This is a genomic window from Halomonas halodenitrificans DSM 735 (assembly GCF_000620045.1).
Classification (GTDB): domain Bacteria; phylum Pseudomonadota; class Gammaproteobacteria; order Pseudomonadales; family Halomonadaceae; genus Halomonas; species Halomonas halodenitrificans.
Genome location: NZ_JHVH01000035.1, coordinates 1 through 17,517, shown reverse-complemented (window position 1 = coordinate 17,517; position 17,517 = coordinate 1). Strand labels below are relative to the sequence as shown.

Sequence of the window (17,517 nt, the reverse complement as noted above, 5' to 3'; positions counted from 1 at the left end):
TCATCGAGGCGGTCTCAAGCACGGCGCTGAACTTGTCCTTGGACGACCAGCCATCGGCGCCCTTGCCCAGAGCATCCGGCAGGCACCGCCCCTCAGCGCGGGCTTCCTTGCGCCACTTGTAGACGGTGCCCAGCGAGATCCCTTCCTGCTCCGCGATCACCTTCGGGGAGAGGTTGTGGGGAGGCAGCAGCTTGGTCACTACGGCTTGCCGGCGCTCCTCGGAGTAACGAGGCATGAGTGTCTCCTTTCGCCCCCTGGTCGGTTTATAAGAACAGGGTATCAGAGGGTGCGACACTCATCCTGACACTGGGGGCTTGCGGTTGGTTTCCGCCAACTCCGTTACCTGACCCTGGCGTTCTTCGGCTTTGCGTTCTGTTTTTCGAAGTTTCTGCTTTAGTTCGTCGAGACCCTGAAGCTCTGACTGTAGGCTCTCCAGTTCCCTGGTTTGCTGTTCGAGTTTGGCTTGCAGCTGTGAGCCCTGCGTCTTTCTGTTCTCAAGCCAGCCTTTATGGTCATCCAGGGTCTGCACAGTGTCCTGGTGGGCTTTTTGTTCCTGGTCCAGTTTTTCCTGGGCTTTTTTCTGCTCTTTCTTGCTGGCTTGCACTTGTTGCTTTAGCGCTTGGTTTTCACGCTCCAGCTCAGCAGCATTTTGCTTTAACGCTTCCAGTTCTGCCTGCAGCTTTTCGGCTTGCTGCTTGCGGTTCAGGAACTGCTGCTTATTTTCCTCAAGTGCGCTCGCCGTTTGCTGGTGGTCAGCTTGTTCCCTCGCGAGAGCTTCTGCTGTCGCCTGGTGTTTTTGCTGCTCCTCGGCATGGGACCGATGAGCTTCGTTGAGCAGCTTTTCGGCTTCAGCTTCCCGCGTTTCGCTTTGCTCCAGCTTTTCCTTCTGCTGTTTGAGGCTAGCATTCAGTTCTTCTATTTTCGCCTTGCTCGTTTCCAGCTCTTGCTGGCTTCGCTCTTCCGTTTGCTGGTGCTTTGCCTGATGGTCTTTCAGTTGGGCCCGTAGTGCTTCGCTTTCCTTTTGTGCGGCCTTAGCGTACTGCTCTACAGTGATGGCTTGTGCTTTTGCGGTATCGGTGGCTTTTTCCGCCTGCACTCTCTGCTGCTGGCTTTGCTCGAGCTGTTCTTTCAACCTGCGAGTGTCGGTTTTCAGCGCCTGATTTTCGACCTGCAACGCTTTGACCTGATCTTTCAGCGGATTACGGGCCAGCTGCCAGCTAGGCCAGTCCGGGTCTTTCTGATTTTCTTCAGTAACGTCGTAACCGTAGTCGGCCAGACTGTGCAGGGTCTGCTCGGCGGCAGTGCTGTGCTGATAGTAGGGTTCCGGGTTGGTGGCCAGGTGCAGGTGGCTGAACCGTTTGAGCTGGTCCGTGTTGATCAGCGCCTGGAGAATGGCGTGTTCCTCGCCGGGAGCTTGCACCACCAGCATAGCGGGTTTGCCCGCTTCCGGGCCGTGGTCGGCCAGGAGCTGTTCGGGCGTCATGGTAGCGACGGTATGGGTAGCCCTGGTTTTCAGGCCCGGGAACAGGCTGTTCAGGCCGGTCGCCGGGCGAAGGCTGCTGGCTTCGGGCAGGTTGTATTCGTGGAGCTGGTTTTGGGCCGGGTTGGTGGTCAGGGCGGCTTCCACCACCGTAACTTCGGGCATGGCTTCTGTTTTTCGACGAAGTTGTGCCGCCAGGATGGGGTTTGGCTCAACCAGTACAATGTTCCCGGCACCAGTTTCCAGCCATTGGTCCAGCTCCGAGCACTGGCCTGCGCCGATGTGGACAATTGTCTGCATACTCATGCCTGTGCGCCGTGTGCCTCACCGGGAGCCGGTAATGATGGATGGTGGTAGCGGTTAGTGGCTCGCCCCTCCTGGTGTCCAAACTTTATATAATGGACCAGCGGATTCATTTCGTTCTCCGCCACATCCGGGTAGCTGGTCAGGTACCAGTCGGTATCAAAGTCCGGGCCTGGGTTACGCCGTTCCTCTGTTCCGAATTTCAGGTAATGCTCGATCGGCGGCATAGCGGCATGACAGGAGACGACAGCGGCGCTGATGCATAGCTGAGTCACGCGGCTCAGCTGATCGTCTTCCATCAGCGCCTGCAGGATGGCGTGCCCCTCGCCCGGGGCGTGCAGCTCGAGATGTATCGGTGCCTCGTCTTCATCGGGGCCATGCTCGGCCATCAGCCGCCGGGCGGAGGTGGCCGTTACCGCATGGCGCTGCAGCAGCCTGAGCCCGGGAAAGAGCCGCTTGAGCTCGGTCGGCTCATGCAACCCGCTGGCCTGGGGCAGGTTGTACTCGAGCAGTTCGCAGGAGCCCGATGCGGCGGCCACCGCAGCTTCCACCACCTCGACATGAGAGTGGTCCGAAGCGGCCTGACGCAGGCGCTCGGCAAGCACGGGATGGGGCTCCACCAGTACGATGCGCCGGGCGTCAGCCTGGAGCCACTCGGCCAGGCGCGAGCCCTCACCGGCACCGATATGGATGATAGTGTGCATACTGCCTCTGCCTGCCGTCTCCATTAACTGTACGCCCTACTCGGATGCTTCGTTGGTCGGGGCCGGCAGTGCCGGCAAATTTGGATGTGGCGTGCGCTGCTCCTGGCGACCGAAGCGGATAAAGTGCACTAGGGGATTAAGCCCGCTCTCGGCAACATCGAAGTAGGTGAGCAGGTACCAGGCGGTGTCGAAGGCCGGGCTGGGGTTTCTACCCTCTGCGGCGCCACTCTTGAGATAGTGGGTGATCGGATCAATGCCGGCTTCGGTCACCTCAGGATGCTGCGCCCGATACCATTCTTGATCGAACAACTCTGAGGCGGTTACTAACGCATGATCGCGCTTCAGGGCCTTGAGCGCTTTCCGTCCTTCCCCGCGGGTGAGCTGCTGAATCGTCGCAGCCAGCGACAACACTCGAGCACGTTCGGCGGCTTGCTGTGAGGCCTGCAGGCTTTCGGCGCTGCGAAGAGCATTGGCATAGGATTCGGCGGTATCACGCAGCTTGATCAGGCGGCGCTGCAGCAGACGCTGCATCTGCTCGCCTTGTTGCAAACGCTGGGTATTGGTCTGGAGCTGCTGTTCCTGCTCCTCCAATTTCTGATGAAGGAGCTGACGCTGCTGGGCTACCTTATCCAGGCGCCGCTGCAGCAGCCGTTGCTGTTGGTCACGCGCCTCAATTTGGCGATCCTTGTCTTGGCCATCGAGGATCCTGCGCTCCAGCTCCTCCTGAACCAGATGAAGTTGCTCGATCAGCAGGCCATTCTCTTCTTCTGTTTCGGCCAGAATCGTCTTCTGGGATTCCAGCTGCTTGTCCAGGGTGGCCTTCTGGGAGGAGAGCGCTTTGTAGGCCTGCTCGGCCTCCTGTAGCTTGGCCTGCTGCGCCTTATGCTCAGCTTCCTGCTTCTTGAGGCGTTCGCTTGTCTGCTTGTGGGCCTTGCGCTGCTCTTCAAGCTGCTGGGTGAGGCGCTGAACTTCGTTCTTGCGCTCCTTGAGCTGGCGCTGCAGCGTGACTTTCTCATCACCCAGGGTTTGCTGACTCTGCGTCAGCGACTTCTTCTGATGAAGGGTGGCCTCCAGCTCTTCTTGTACCAGATGAAGCTGTTCGAGCAGCAGGCGGTTTTCCTCTTCCAGTTCCTGTTCTTTCACTCCCTGCTCCTTGAGGGTGGCTTGCTGTGTCACTAGCTGTTTTTCCAGCTCGGCCTTCTGCGCCGCAAGCGACTGCTGAGTCTTTTCCAGGACTTGGTACTGCTGCTGCAGGCGCTGGAGGCTCTGCTGCACCTCTTCCAGCTTGGCCTGCTGCGCTTTCTGCTCGGCTTCCTGCTTTTTGAGGCGTTCGCTGGCCTGCCGATGGTCCTTGCGCTGCTCCTCGAGCTGTTGGGTGAGGTGCTGGGCGTCGTTTTCGCGCTCCTTGAGCCGGCGCTGCAGCGTGGCTTTCTCCTCATCCAGGGTTGTCTGGCATTGAGTCAGCGCCTGCTTCTGCTGCAAGGTGGCCTCCAGCTCTTCCTGCACCAGGTGGAGCTGATCGAGCAGCAGGCGATTTTCCTCTTCCAGTTCCTGTTCTTTTACTCCCTGCGCCTTGAGGGTGGCTTGCTGAGTCGCTAGCTGTTTTTCTAGCTCGGCCTTCTCCGCCGCAAGCGACTGCTGAGTCTTTTCCAGGACTTGGTACTGCTGCTGCAGGCGCTGGTGGCTCTGCTGCACCTCCTCCAGCTTGGCCTGCTGCGCCTTCTGTTTGGCTTCTTCTTTCTTCTGGCGTTCGTTGGCCTGCCGGTGACTGAACTCCAGCTCTTCCTGTGCCTGGTGGAGCCGCTCCTGCAATTGGTGGTTATCCTGCTTCAACTGGTCCTGCTTTCCCACCTGCTCTTTGACTGTAGCGAACAGCCCGTCCCGATTCTCTTGGTCATGCCGCGTAGCGGCCTGCCAGCGCACGTAGAGCGCCTCGAGCGGCTCGGCGCGGCCCTCGCCATGCGTCCCCTTTTCGCTGCTTTCCCCGAGCAGCGGGAGGGTGCAGGCCTGCAGCTGGGCCAGCAGGGCGGCCCAGCCTGGGGTCTGGCGCAGGGTTTCACGGGCCAGCAGCGTCAAGGCCAACCGCTGACACGCGGGCAGGTCGGCCGCCTGCGTGGCTTCCGGCAAAGCCAGGGCGGGCATGGCGGCCGGGGCCTCCCCTTCCAGCCCCCAGTGCTCCGCCAGCGCCTGGCAAGCTGATTGCGGGCTCACATGAAGCTCGCCCAGGTCGATCAGCACCACCTTGTCACGATTGGCCTTGAAGCAAGCGATGAACCGCTGCACCTTCTCCACCCAGTGTCCCATGGCCGCTATGGGCGACTCGCCGCTTTGCATCGCCACCTGAAGTGCGAGCTCCGGGTGGTGATAGCCCAACAAAATCCCGTCGGCAGTGTCGATGGCTTCCTCAGCGAGTTCATCGCCAGGCCATTCGGGCTGATGGCCGGCAGCCTGCAGCCAATCTGCCAGGGCTTGCGTGTTGCTGTAGGGGGTGACCCCGAAGGTGATCTTCATGGCTGGGTGTCGGTTGGTGAGTGGTGAGTGGTGAGTGGTGAGTGGTGAGTGGTGAGTGGTGAGTGGTGAGTGGTGAGTGGTGAGTGGTGAGTGGTGAGTGGTGAGTGGTGAGTAGAACTATTTACTATTCACTATTCACCACTCACAAGCCGCGAAGCGGCGCTCACCATTAACTATTCACAAGCGAAGCGCTCTCAAGCCGCGAAGCGGCGCTCACTCCTCACCCCTTACTCAATCCCGGTGATCACGGATGATCAGGATCATCATGCTGGCGATGAGCCCGAGAAACAGGGTGACGATGGCGAAGACGCTGGCGTTGTAGAGCCGTTCCGGGCGGGTGGGGTATTCCGGGAACAGCGGGCTCTGCAGCACGCTGACCTGCTTGAGCTTGCGGGCGGCTTCCAGGCGGGTGTTCTCCAGGGCGGCCAGGGCGCTGGAATAGGTTTCCTGGGCGAACGTAGCCTTGAGCTCGAGGGTCTCGTACTGCGAGGAGATGCGGTTGAGCGATTCGCCGGTGGCCTGGGCCAGGCGGTCGCGCTGCTGCTCGATCTGCTCGCGCAGGGCGTCAACCTGAGACTGCGCGCGGCGCATATCGGAAGATTGCGTACTCTGGTAGCTGGACAGCGCCTGGCGCTGGGCCTGCACGCTGGCAAGCTCGCCCTCCAGGGAGGCCACCACCTGATTGATGCTCTCCACGGTGCTGGTGGGCGAAACCAGGCCTTCCCGGTTCTGGAAGGCCAGCAGCTCGGCGCGGGCCTCGTCGAGGCGGTCTTCCAGGCGCTGCAGCTGTTCCTCCAGGAACTCCACCTGCTCGAAGGCCAGGCGCTGGCCCATGTCGTTCATATGCGACTCGCCGGCTTCCAGCAGCAGCTGCACCATCTGATGGGCAAACTCCGGCGTATAGCCCTGCACCTCGACGTTGAGCACCCCGGCATAGTCATCCATCTCCACCGTCACGCGGCGCAGATAGTACTTGTGCAGGTCCTCGATGGGCGCCTCGGCGTTGTGCAGGCGGGCGAAGATATCGCCGTTCTCGCTGTAGTGCTGGCGGAAGTCCATCTTGTCTTGCACCTGCTTGAGCATATCCACCGAGAGCAGATACTCGCGCAGCAGCAGCAGGTCCTTGTCGCCGGAGGCCCCGGTCAGAATGGAGGAGAAGCTGATATCCGGCTGGGCGATCTGGGGGCTCTCCAGCACCACGGTGGCCCGCGAGAGGTAACGATCCTCGGCCCAGACAAACCAGTAGAAACTGACCAGGAGGATGGCGAGCAGGGCCGCGGCCCAGTGGGGTTGGGACTTGATGAAGTGTTTCATGAGATAAGCTGTAAGCCTTGAATAAGCTGTAAGCCGTAAGCTGTAAGCTGTAAGAAAAACCTGCCCTGTCCTGAATCGAGTCAAGGCTGGTCGCGAAAAGTCATGTGGGCCGCAAGCCGTAAGTCAGAATACCGCCCCCAAGGTTTGGATCGTGGGGGGGGGGGGGGTACTTACAGCTTAAAGCTTATGGCTTACGGCTCCCGGCGAAGCCGGGTCAGCGCTTGCACCCTACGCCGTGCTACGTGCAGTCGTTCCCGGGCGGCGTTGAGTGCGTCACCGTAGACGATGCGCTCGCGGGGGATCAGGTCGTCGGCCTTGGCCTGCTCAAAGTCAGCCTTGGCGCTGTCGAACTCGGCCTTGCGCTGGCGCAACTGCTTTTTGGCTTCTGGCAGGGTGAGTTCGTCGGGAATATCAACCTCGGCAGGAGCGGGCTTGGCGCCCTCTTGCTTCGCCGCCGGTTTGGTCGCTGGCGGCTTGGCGGCGGAGTTAAGCGTCGCGCCGTTGGCTTCCCGGGCCTCGCGGGCGGCGTCGGTCTCGTCATGGTAGGCGGCGATGGCGTCGTTGATATCGTCGTACCAGATGGCCTGGCCATCCTTGAGGTATATCCCCGCCTGACAGAGGTCCTTCAGGATACCCTCACTATGGCTGACCATCACCAAGCTGGCCTGGCCGACCTTGTCCTTGAAGGCCTTGGTGGCCTTGGCCTTGAAGGCGCGGTCGCCCACCGAGGTGGCCTCGTCGGAGAGGTAGACGTCGAAGTCGAACGCCAGGGAGAGGCCGAAGTTGAGGCGCGCGCGCATGCCGCTGGAGTAGGTCTTGATGGGCTCGTCGAAGGCATCGCCGATCTCGGCGAAGGCCTCGACCTGGTCGATGATATCTTCGACGTTGTAGCGCCCGCCGTGGACCCGGGCCACGAACTTGACGTTCTGGCGCCCGGTCATGCTGCCCTGGAAGCCGCCGGCCAGGCCGATGGGCCAGGAGACCCGACAATGGCGCCGAATCTCGCCGCGGTCGGGGGTATCCATGCCGGCGATCAGCTTGAGCAGCGTCGACTTGCCCGCCCCATTGCGGCCCAACAGACCCACGCTGACGCCCTTGGGGATGATCAGGTTGATATCCTCCAGCACCCAGTCGTAGACCCGCCGCTGGCGGTGATAGCGTTTGTAGAGGCCTGAGATTTCTATCATTGATGATGGTCTGGAAGGTGAATGGTGAGCCCGGCTGCGCCGTAAGCCGTAAGCCGAAAGCCGAAAGCCGTAAGCCGTAAGCCGTAAGCCGTAAGCCGTAAGCCGTAAGCCAAGATTACTGCCACCTAAACTCTCGGCAAGGGTTTTTCGTATAGCGTAAAGCGTATGGCTTACAGCCCCGGCTGCGCCGGGCCGGGGTTACGTACAGCGTAAAGCGTATAGCGTACAGCAGCGGACGAAGTCCGCTTATTTGGCCTTCAGCTTCTCCTGGAAGCGTACGTGCATCAGTAGCCCCAGGCCGAGGGTGATCAGGGTGAACATCCAGAAATAGGTGGCGCTGGTGCCGTGTACTACCTGGTAGCCCTCGAAGAAGCCCAGGCGCAGAAGCTCCAGGCCGTGAACGATGGGGTTGTACATCAGGTATTCGAGCAGCCAGTGGGGCAGCTGGTTAAGCGGGAAGATTACGCCGGAGAGAATCAGCAGCGGCATGCTGATCATCCTGATGACTGTGCCGACCTCGGGCACCAGGGTGCCGGCCACCGAGGTGATCAGCCCCAGGCCCAGGCCCAGGCACCACATCGAAATCCACCAGAACATGGCCATCAGGGCGTTGTCCGGGGCCATGTCGACCCCGAGCATCAGCCCACCGGCGATGAAGATCAGGAAGATAAAGGTGCGCAGCATGCCTTCGAGGAAGTGGCGTACCAGCACCGGGTCGAAGGGCTGCACCTGGCGATAGGCGAACAGCGCGCTGCTGGCGTTCACCGCGCCCAGGCCGCGCATCATGCCCTCGCGGACCAGGAAGAAGCCCATCAGGCCGATGATCATCCAGGGGATAAAATCGGCGTTGACGATAAAGCGATCCACCCCACGGATATAGGTGCGGATGCCGATCATGATCAGGGTGAACGCCAGCGGCTCGAAGATCATCCAGAACCAGCCCATGCGGTCGGCCATGGTGCGCGAGATGGCCTCGCGCATGAACATGGCGTACCAGACGCTGCGGGTGACCTGCCAGGGGGTGCGGCGGGCGGGAGAAGTTTGTTCGGTCATGATTCTCGCTACGGAGTGTTTAAGCTGGAAGTAACCCAACCTCAACACCGGTGTTAAGGCTTTTTCTTCCAGCTTTTAGCTTCCAGGCGCGAAGCGCCGCTCTTCCAGCTTCGGGCGCAGCCCGATCAGAGATCGAGTGCGACCTTGGTGGCGACGGCGATCTGGTAGAGCATCTGGGTGATCGACTTGCCGAGGGCAATGTTGCTGGTCGGGGCGCGGGGGAGGACGAGGATTTCGTCCCCGGCGCGCAGGCGTGCATCGTCAGCGTTGACCACGGCACCGTTGCGGTGGGCGACCAGTACGCCGTCTTCGTTGGCGCGATCGGTGAAGCCGCCCGCCTGTTCGATGTAGTCCATCGCCGACATGCCGGGGGTGTAGACCGCAGCCTGGGGCATCACGATTTCACCGCTGAGCAGAATGGCGTCGTTGGTCTCGGGAATGGTGATCACATCGCCGTCCTGCAGGCGCACGTCGACGATGCCTTGACCGGCGCGGGCGACCACCAGGCGGCCGGTGGGTTCGACCTCGGCGGCCTTGTCCACGAAGCGCTCGATCAGCTCGGCCTGGCGAATCTGAATCTCGCCCTCCTCCGGGGTGCGGGCGGGGAAACCCAGGTAGGTGGTCTCCAGGCGACGCAGGCTCTTGTCCAGGGCCTCCTTCTGCTGTTCGGCCACGCCGATGCGGCTGATCGAGATGTCCTGCAGGCTGGTCATATCCTTGGGCACGGCGACGGCGTCGAGCAGTTCGCCGAGGCGCGCGTTGCGGGGCAGCGCATAGCGCGACGGGCCATAGAAGCTGCCTTCCACTTCCACCACGATGGTCTCGTCGCGCTGGTCGGCGCTGAACAGCACCTCATCGCCGCTGTAGACAGAGCGGGTATAGAACTCATCCAGGGCCATATACTCGGCCACCGGGCCATCGGAGCGATCACCGCGCAGCAGCACATGGGAGACACCGCTTTGCTGGCGCGCCAGGCGACCGACCTCGGCGCCATTGAGCTGGCGGCCGGTGAGTTCGTAGCGGTATTCGCGCTTGACGTCACCCACCACGGCGATGGCCGGGCCGCGCTCTTCCACCACAATGGTATCGCCATCGCGGAACTGGGGACGCGATATGCGGCCGTCGAGCAGGAAGTCGTAGAGATCGACCCGGGCCACGGTCTGGTTGCCGCGCATCACGCGAATATCGCGGTAGCTGCCCAGCTCGTTGTCGATGCCGCCGGCCTGGTCCAGGAAGAACAGCAGCGAATCGCTGGGTGTGCCGGCGTAGCGCCCCGGGTTCTCCACATAACCGGTGACGAACACCCCCACCGGCTGAACGCCCTGCAGATTGGTATAGACCTGGACATCATCGGGGTACACCGAGCGAATGGCGCCGCGCACCTTGGCATCCAGCTGCCCGCCACTCAGGCCCTGCACGCTCAGCGGGCCGATAGTGGGCACGAAGATATTCCCCTGGGCGTCGACCGCGATCTGCTGGTCGAGCTCCACCGCCCCCCAGACCCGCAGGGTAACCTGGTCGCCGGGCTTGATGGTGTAATCGGGGTTGAGCCCGTCGGCCATGGTGCCGCGAAAGCCGCCTTCGAACAGGTTGGCACCGAAGGGGGGCAGCGAGTCCATATCCGCCTTGGGCGGCCCCTGGCGGGGGCCGGCGCCGTAGTTGGAGCCATAGTTGGAACCATAGTTGGCGCTGTTCCAGTTGGCGCGGGGCGAGTCATCGATCTGTGGCTGCGCCTCGCCCTGGCCCTGGCGCTGCTGGCTTCCGGTGTCGGCGCTGGACAATAGATCGGCCTGGGCGCTGGCCACCAGCGGCATGCTCAGCAGGGCGAGACCCGCCAGCAGGGCTCGGGAATTCGTCGTGATCGGCATTAGCGGGCTCCTCCGGTGCGTACCTCGGTGACCAGGCGCCTGGCCTCCCACCCCTGGGCGCCCTCACAGGCCACCTGGGGGGAGACCGGCCCGTGGGCGGTGTCGACCCGCACGTGCCGGCATATGCGGCCGCTGGCGGCGGGGTAAGGCGCCTCGGCCGAGACCACCACATTGGGGCCCCAGGGGCTGGTGGGAAGATCGGTGACGGCCCCGGGGGGCGCCTGTTCGAGGAAGCCGCTCAGGTTGGCATCGAGGGGCGTGCCCGACTGGCCCTGGCTGATCACCACCCCGGAACCAGGCCCCTGCTGGGCGTTGGGCAAGACACAGCCGCTGAGCGCGGCCAGCAGGCTCCCGGCGGCCAGCCATCGTGCCAGGCCGCCGGTAGGAAAGAGTGCTGGTGTTGACATAAAGAGTCCTTGTGTTCTGGTGGCCAGCTGCCAGAGGCCCGCGGGATTGCCGGTGGGGGTTGCCGGTGGGGTCAGACCCCATACTGCAGTGGGGTCAGACCCCGAGGGGTTGGGGGTCTGACCCCACCGGCAACCCCACCGCAGCAGGGGGCTAAGGCACGCTACCGCCCGGGGATTGTGTCCGGGCGTTTCCCTTGCCCTGTTGCGTATATCTCTGCCTGTCCGAGACGCCATCCCGCGGCCTCGGCATATAAAAAATCATGGTTAACGCCGTGCATTCTACGTCGTAGCACCAGCGTCGGCCATACTCCGTTGGTGACTCGACGGTTTTCAGCGACGAGACGACGACGAGAAAAGGAGACGAGCACTAGCAATCATGAACACTGTTTCTTACAATATGATTAGCATGACAAAGGGATTTATTCGCCCTCCCCTTATTTATTGACCTAGGGCCACCCATCAGGAGGTTCCATGCGCAAGACCACAATGATGCTCGCTGTCGCCGCTTCTACCGCTTTCGCCAGCCAGGCGGCCTTGGCCTACCAGGCGGGTGATGTCTACGTTCGCGGCAGCTTCGAGAAAGCCGACGTCACTACCGACAACGTCTCCGATGAGAACGCCTTCTACCTCTCCGGCGGCTACCTGTTCCACGACAAGATGGGCGTCGAGCTGGGTGTCGGCGAGAGCGTCGAGCACGACTTCGGCCTGGCCGGTAACAACCTCGGCACCATGGACCGCATGCCGGTCAACCTGCTGGTCAACTACTACCCACTAGGTGGCATCGAGGAAGCTCGCGTGCAGCCGTTCGCTGGCCTGGGTGTCAACTACACCCGTTACTCCAGCATCGATGAAGCCAACGCCGGGGATAACATCGATATCGATGACGACTACGGCGTCGTCGGCCAGGTCGGCGTTGACCTGACGCTGACCAGCAACCTGAGCGCCACCGGCTATGCCCGCTGGTCCGACGTGGATGCCGAGGTCGACAACAACGGCAATGGCATCGGCAAGGTCAAGCTTGACCCGGTCACTGTCGGCGCCGGCCTGACCTACCGCTTCTAAGCGGTCGCGTTCTGACCCGCGAACCGCGTTCGTCGATAGGTTGATCGATATAGTGCCGGGCCCCGTGATGGGGCCCGGCATTTTTCTTGGATGAGAGACACCATGACCACCACGACTCCCCCCGCCCGCGAGGCCCGCCAGGGCGTTATGTTCGGGCTGGCCGCCTACAGCATGTGGGGCTGTTTCCCGCTGTTCTTCGCCCTGTTTCAGGGGGTGCCCGCCTACGAGGTCCTGATCCACCGGGTGTTGTGGTCGTGCCTGTTCCTGGTCGGCCTGGTCACGCTGCTGGGGCGCTGGGCGCCGGTCCTCGAGGCGCTCGGCCGGCCCCGGCGGCTGGGGCGCGTGCTGGGCTGTGCCCTGCTGATCGCGCTCAACTGGGGGCTCTACATCTACTCGGTGGAGACCCGCCATGTGCTCCAGGCGAGCCTGGGCTACTTCATGACCCCGCTGGTCAATGTGGCACTGGGCATGCTGGTGCTGCGCGAGACCATGCACCGCCTCCAGGCGGTGGCCGTGGGGCTTGCCGGGGTCGCGATCCTGACCCAGCTGGTGATGCTCGGCGAGCTGCCGTGGATCAGCCTGGCACTGGCCTTCTCCTTCGGCACCTACGGGCTGCTGCGCAAACAGGTGCCCCTGGATGGCCTCTCGGGGCTGTTCGTGGAGACCCTGCTATTGCTGCCGCTGGGGCTGTTGGCCCTGGGCTGGCTGACCCAGGCCGAGCTCTCGCACTTCCTGGGCGATACCCGCACCACCCTGCTGCTGATCGCCAGCGGCGTCATCACCGCCCTGCCCCTGCTGGCCTTCGCCGGCGCCGCCCGGCGCCTGCGCCTGGCCACCCTAGGGTTTCTGTTGTACCTCAACCCCACCATCCAGTTCTTGATCGCCCTGATGGTGTTCGGCGAACCGCTAGGCGGCGCTCAGCTCGCCACCTTCGTGATGATCTGGACGAGCCTCGCGCTCTACACCTGGTCCGCCTGGCATAGCCGACCCCGGGAGGCGTAGCCCGGGTGCCCCTGGGGTCAGACCCCATAAACCCCGGGGTCTGACCCCATGGGGGGGAAGCCGGTGGGATCCCCAACCTGGGGTCAGACCCCCAACCCCCGGGGTCTGACCCCAGGTTGGGGGAGTGGCTGATCAGGCTTGGCTGGCCGCGAGGGCCTGGTCGAGGTCGGCGATGATGTCGTCGACATGCTCGATGCCGATGGAGAGGCGCACCATGTCCGCGGTGACGCCGGCCTTGGCGAGTTCCTCGTCGTTGAGCTGGCGGTGGGTGGTCGCGGCGGGGATCGAGGAGCAGGTCTTGGCGTCGCCGATGTTGACCAGGCGCAGCACCAGGTTCAGGGCGTCGTAGAAGCGGGCGCCCGCTTCGCGCCCCCCCTGGATGCCGAAGCTGAGGATGCCCGAGGCGTGGCCATCCATGTACTTCTTGGCCAGGGCGTGGTCCGAATGGTTCTCCAGGCCGGCGTACTGCACCCAGGTCACGGCGTCGTGGCCCTGCAGATACTCGGCGATACGCTGGGTGTTGTCGCAGATACGCTCGATGCGCAGCCCCAGGGTCTCGAGGCCCTGCATCAGCTGCCAGGCCGCCTGGGCGGAGAGCGCCGCACCCATGTTGCGCAGCGGCACCACCCGGGCACGCCCGATAAAGGCGGCCGGTCCCAGGTCACGGGTGTAGCAGACGCCGTGGTAGGAAACATCCGGTTCGTTGAGCAGCGGGAAGCGCTCGGCGTTGTCGGCCCAGGGGAACTTGCCGGAGTCGACGATCACCCCACCCACGGTGGTGCCATGCCCGCCGATATACTTGGTGGCCGAGTGGATCACGATATCGGCGCCATGCTCGATGGGACGCCACAGGAAGGGCGTGGCCACGGTGTTGTCGACGATTACTGGCACGCCGTGGCGATGGGCCACCTCGGCCAGGGCCGCCATGTCCACCACGCCGCCGGAGGGGTTGCCCACGCTCTCGCAGAACACCGCCTTGGTGCGCGCATCGATCAGCGCCTCGAGGCCGGCCAGATCGCCTTTGTCGGCGAAGCGCACTTCGATGCCCTGGCGCGGCAGGGTGTGGGCGAAGAGGTTATAGGTGCCGCCGTAGAGCTCGCTGATCGAGACGATGTTGTCGCCCGCCTCGGCGATGGTCTGGATGGCGGCGGTGATCGCTGCCATGCCGGACGCCATCGCCAGCCCGGCGATGCCGCCTTCCAGGGCCGCCACGCGCTGCTCGAGCACGCCGCAGGTGGGGTTCATGATCCGCGAGTAGATATTGCCCTCGACCTTGAGGTCGAAGAGGTCGGCGGCATGCTCGGCACTATCGAAGGAAAACGAGGTGGTCTGGTGGATGGGCACCGCCACCGCGTGCTGGTCGTCGGGGGCGTAGGCGTGGTGAAGGGCAATGGTCTCGCGCTGCATGGTATGTCCTTGTCAGTGATGAGTCTGGCGCCCGGCTACGCCGGGAGCTATACGCTATAAGCTTTACGTGATAAGCCCCGCGGCGCCGGGAGTTAATGAGTGATGTGATTCTAGCAGGCCGTCGGGCGACCCCCATAGCTTGCCAGAAAGCGGCCATAAGCGGGCCCTGGTGATGGCAACAGTCAATATCATTTAAACTTGGCCTCATGCCTACCTCTTCTCATCTCTAGATGCGAGACAGATGTTGAAACGCTATCTACCGGTATTAACCTGGCTGCCCCACTACAACCGGCGCCAGCTGGGGGCCGATCTGCTGGCCGGTATCATCGTCACCGTAATGGTGATTCCCCAGTCGCTGGCCTATGCCCTGCTCGCCGGCCTGCCCGCGGTGGTGGGGCTCTATGCCAGCCTGCTGCCGGCGGTGCTCTATGCCCTGCTGGGTACCAGCCGCACCCTGGCGGTGGGCCCGGTGGCGATCATCGCCCTGATGACCGGCGCCGCCCTGTCCAATGTGGCCACGCCGGGCAGCGCCGCCTATCTCCAGGCGGCGCTGGTATTGTCGCTGCTCTCCGGGGCCATGCTGGTCGCCATGGGGCTTTTGCGCCTGGGGTTTTTCGCCAACTTCCTGAGCCACCCGGTGATCGCCGGCTTCCTCTCCTCCTCGGCGGTGCTGATCGCCATCGGCCAGTTCGCTCATATGGCGGGGATCTCCGCCGGCGGCTATAACGCCCTGGAGCTGTTAAGCGGCATCATCGACGGGCTTCCCCACCTGCACTGGCCCACCCTTGCCATCGGCCTGGGCACCCTGCTCTTTCTGGTCACAAGCCGCCGCCAGGCGCGCCCGCTGCTGACGCGCCTGGGGCTGGCCCCCGCCACCGCCGGCCTGGTGGCACGCAGCGGCCCGGTGCTGGCGGTGGTGGCCACCACCCTGCTGAGCTGGCAGCTGGGGCTCGCCGAGCGCGGCGTGGCCGTGGTCGGCGCCGTGCCCGGCGGGCTGCCACCGCTGACCCTGCCCGGCTTCGATCTCACACTCTGGCGCGCCCTGCTGATCCCGGCGCTGTTGATCAGCGTGGTGGGCTTCGTGGAATCGATCTCCATGGCCCAGATGCTCGCCGCCAAGCGCCGCCAGCGCATCTCCCCCAATCAGGAGCTGGTCGGGCTGGGCAGCGCCAATCTCGCGGCGGCCTTCACCGCCGGCATGCCGGTGACCGGCGGGCTCTCGCGCACCGTGATCAACGATGAATCCGGGGCCCAGACGCCCTTCGCCGGGCTCTTCGCCGCCCTGGGCATCGGCCTGGTCACCCTGCTGCTCACCCCGCTGCTGCATCACCTGCCCATCGCCACCCTGGCCGCCACCATCACCGTGGCGATTCTAACGCTGGTGGATATCCCCATGATCCGCCAGACCTGGCGCTACTCGCGCAGCGACTTCTCGGCCATGGCCGCCACCATCCTGCTGACCCTGGCGGAGGGCGTGGAGGCGGGCATCATCACTGGCGTGGCGCTCTCCATCGGGCTCTTCCTCTACCGCACCAGCCGCCCCCATAGCGCGGTGGTGGGACGCCTGCCCGACTCCGAACACTTTCGCAGCATCCAGCGCCACGAGACCGAGACCCTGAGCCATGTGTCCTTCCTGCGCATCGACGAAAGCCTCTACTTCGCCAACGCGCGCTACCTGGAGGATACGGTGCTGCAGATCGTCGCCCACCACCCCGGCCTGGAGCACGTGGTGCTGATCTGCTCGGCGGTCAACCTCATCGACGCCTCGGCGCTGGAGAGCCTGGAGGCCATCAATGAGCGCCTCAACGAAGCGGGGGTCACGCTGCACCTGGCCGAGGTCAAGGGGCCGGTGATGGACCGTCTGAAGCGCAGCGACTTCCTGGACGGCCTCAGGGGGCGGGTATTCCTCAGCCCCTTCGCCGCCTGGGAAGCCTTCAAGCCCGGCGCGGTGGAAAATCAGCGGGCGTGATATCGCCGATGGGGTCGCCGATGGGGTCAGACCCCTGGGAGTTATGGGGTCAGACCCCGGGGGTTGGGGGTCTGACCCCATTGGACTGGGGGTCTGACCCCAACTAAGCCCCCAACTACTACTGGTTGGTCAGGCGGGTGCGAAAGTCTTCGCTGGCGAAGGCGTGACCTCGTCGCGTCTGGTGGCGAATGTCGTCCAACATGGCGGGGGGGAGCGGGGACTCGAAGAGCTGCCGATATTGACGCTGGCGAGCGCTGGGGTCCTGGCCGACTGCCAAATAGGCGGCATGGGGCGCGATCAGAGGGTCCTCCACCCCGAGGGCATTGGCATGATAGCTTGACCAACGATATTTGCCGGGCTCGTCCGTTAATCCCGCTCGTACCGGGTTCATCTCGATATAGCGATAGCAGGCGAACAGGTACTCCTCCTCGCCGATCAGGCAGGCGTGGTAGCGCCCCTCGAATAATCCGCCCGTTCGGTGATGGTGCTTGTTGAAGTATTGGGCATATCGCTGCCCGAGGACCTTCATCATCTGACTGATGCCTTCGGGGTCTCTTCGTGGCGAAGCCAGTAGATGGATATGGTTATTCATCAGCACATAGGCGTGGATATCTATCTTATGCAGCTGGCGTGCCTCGTCGAGAAATTCCAGGTAGCGACGAGCATCGCCAAGATACTCGAAGCAGGTACTCCGATTATTACCGCGCTGCACCAGGTGTACCGGCGTCTCCGGCAAAAAAACGCGAGTTGAGCGTGCCATTCCACCCCACCCCCATTATTTTCTGGCCCATTGGCTTTTAGTGTAGGACATCGCCTTCCCTTGGGGTCAGACCCCCAACCCTTTGGGGTCAGACCCCATCGACCAGGGGTCAGACCCCATCAACTCACCCTTGGGGTCAGACCCCCAACCCCTGGGATCTGACCCTGAGGCCTCCCCACGAATAGAATAAGAAAATCAGTACATTAGGATTGAAAAAAGTCTGCATGGGCAGGCATGTTGTTAATCGCCAAACAAACAATATGCCGAGGAGCCCATGCAGACGCCCCAATTCTTGCACAGGATTCTGACGACTTCAGCCACCCTGTTGCACTCAGCCCGCTTCAATGCCCTCGCGACATGTGTCGAGGCGTTATTATCGGGGCAATGCCTGTCTCTGACCGCGGTCGGACGACGGCTCCCGCGTCGGATTCAGCCCAAGCATGCGATAAAGTGTGTCGACCGCCTGCTTGGCAACCCTCATCTTCAACGT

Annotated in this window: 14 protein-coding genes; 3 read left to right on the top strand and 11 right to left on the bottom strand. The window is 63.1% G+C overall.

What is annotated here, in order from left to right; genetic code table 11:
* From Q358_RS0113545 to Q358_RS18660, 9 genes are all read right to left on the bottom strand, one after another.
* A partial coding sequence (locus tag Q358_RS0113545; protein WP_043488395.1) for a helix-turn-helix domain-containing protein occupies nt 1-235 on the bottom strand: 235 nt, incomplete at its 3' end.
* A 60-nt stretch (nt 236-295) separates the two neighbouring features.
* Nucleotides 296-1,786: a coiled-coil domain-containing protein gene (locus tag Q358_RS0113540; RefSeq protein WP_027962481.1), complete on the bottom strand. Its 1,491-nt coding sequence runs from the start codon at nt 1,784-1,786 to the stop codon at nt 296-298.
* Complete coding sequence (locus tag Q358_RS17550; protein WP_043488391.1) at nt 1,783-2,487, bottom strand: hypothetical protein; 705 nt, start codon at nt 2,485-2,487, stop codon at nt 1,783-1,785. Before Q358_RS17550 ends, Q358_RS0113540 begins: the two co-directional genes overlap by 4 nt.
* Before the next feature lie 36 nt (nt 2,488-2,523).
* Nucleotides 2,524-4,998 carry a coiled-coil domain-containing protein gene (locus Q358_RS0113530; protein WP_027962480.1) on the bottom strand — a complete coding sequence of 825 codons (2,475 nt, stop codon included), beginning with the start codon at nt 4,996-4,998 and terminating at the stop codon, nt 2,524-2,526.
* 231 nt (nt 4,999-5,229) lie between these two features.
* Nucleotides 5,230-6,312, bottom strand: coding sequence for a KpsE/RkpR family capsule polysaccharide export protein (locus Q358_RS0113525; RefSeq protein WP_027962479.1), 1,083 nt, complete (start codon nt 6,310-6,312; stop codon nt 5,230-5,232).
* A 191-nt stretch (nt 6,313-6,503) separates the two neighbouring features.
* The gene (locus Q358_RS17545) at nt 6,504-7,499 is read right to left on the bottom strand and encodes an ABC transporter ATP-binding protein (protein WP_084286572.1); all 996 of its coding nucleotides are present in this window, start codon (nt 7,497-7,499) and stop codon (nt 6,504-6,506) included.
* A gap of 246 nt (nt 7,500-7,745) precedes the next feature.
* Nucleotides 7,746-8,552: an ABC transporter permease gene (locus tag Q358_RS0113515; RefSeq protein WP_043488389.1), complete on the bottom strand. Its 807-nt coding sequence runs from the start codon at nt 8,550-8,552 to the stop codon at nt 7,746-7,748.
* Nucleotides 8,553-8,677: 125 nt separating this feature from the next.
* Entirely contained in the window at nt 8,678-10,420 is a 1,743-nt protein-coding gene (locus tag Q358_RS0113510) for a polysaccharide biosynthesis/export family protein (protein ID WP_027962477.1), read from the bottom strand.
* Entirely contained in the window at nt 10,420-10,827 is a 408-nt protein-coding gene (locus tag Q358_RS18660) for a DVU3141 family protein (protein WP_027962476.1), read from the bottom strand. Before Q358_RS18660 ends, Q358_RS0113510 begins: the two co-directional genes overlap by 1 nt.
* 471 nt (nt 10,828-11,298) lie before the next feature.
* Here Q358_RS18660 and Q358_RS0113500 point away from each other — a divergent pair, with 471 nt between their 5' ends.
* Both Q358_RS0113500 and rarD read left to right on the top strand, forming a co-directional pair.
* A complete protein-coding gene (locus Q358_RS0113500) occupies nt 11,299-11,889 on the top strand; it encodes an OmpW/AlkL family protein (RefSeq protein WP_027962475.1) in 591 nt (196 codons plus the stop codon).
* A 102-nt stretch (nt 11,890-11,991) separates the two neighbouring features.
* Complete coding sequence (gene rarD / locus Q358_RS0113495; protein ID WP_027962474.1) at nt 11,992-12,891, top strand: EamA family transporter RarD; 900 nt, start codon at nt 11,992-11,994, stop codon at nt 12,889-12,891.
* Between the two features lie 132 nt (nt 12,892-13,023).
* Here rarD and Q358_RS0113490 read toward each other — a convergent pair whose 3' ends face one another.
* Nucleotides 13,024-14,298, bottom strand: coding sequence for an O-acetylhomoserine aminocarboxypropyltransferase/cysteine synthase family protein (locus Q358_RS0113490; protein ID WP_027962473.1), 1,275 nt, complete (start codon nt 14,296-14,298; stop codon nt 13,024-13,026).
* Between the two features lie 241 nt (nt 14,299-14,539).
* On the opposite strand from Q358_RS0113490, the gene Q358_RS0113485 reads away from it, so the two are divergent.
* Nucleotides 14,540-16,267: a SulP family inorganic anion transporter gene (locus Q358_RS0113485; RefSeq protein ID WP_027962472.1), complete on the top strand. Its 1,728-nt coding sequence runs from the start codon at nt 14,540-14,542 to the stop codon at nt 16,265-16,267.
* A gap of 118 nt (nt 16,268-16,385) precedes the next feature.
* On the opposite strand, the gene Q358_RS17540 is transcribed toward Q358_RS0113485, so the two are convergent.
* A complete protein-coding gene (locus Q358_RS17540) occupies nt 16,386-17,027 on the bottom strand; it encodes a transposase (RefSeq protein ID WP_084286570.1) in 642 nt (213 codons plus the stop codon).
* Between the last annotated feature and the right edge of the window lie 490 nt (nt 17,028-17,517).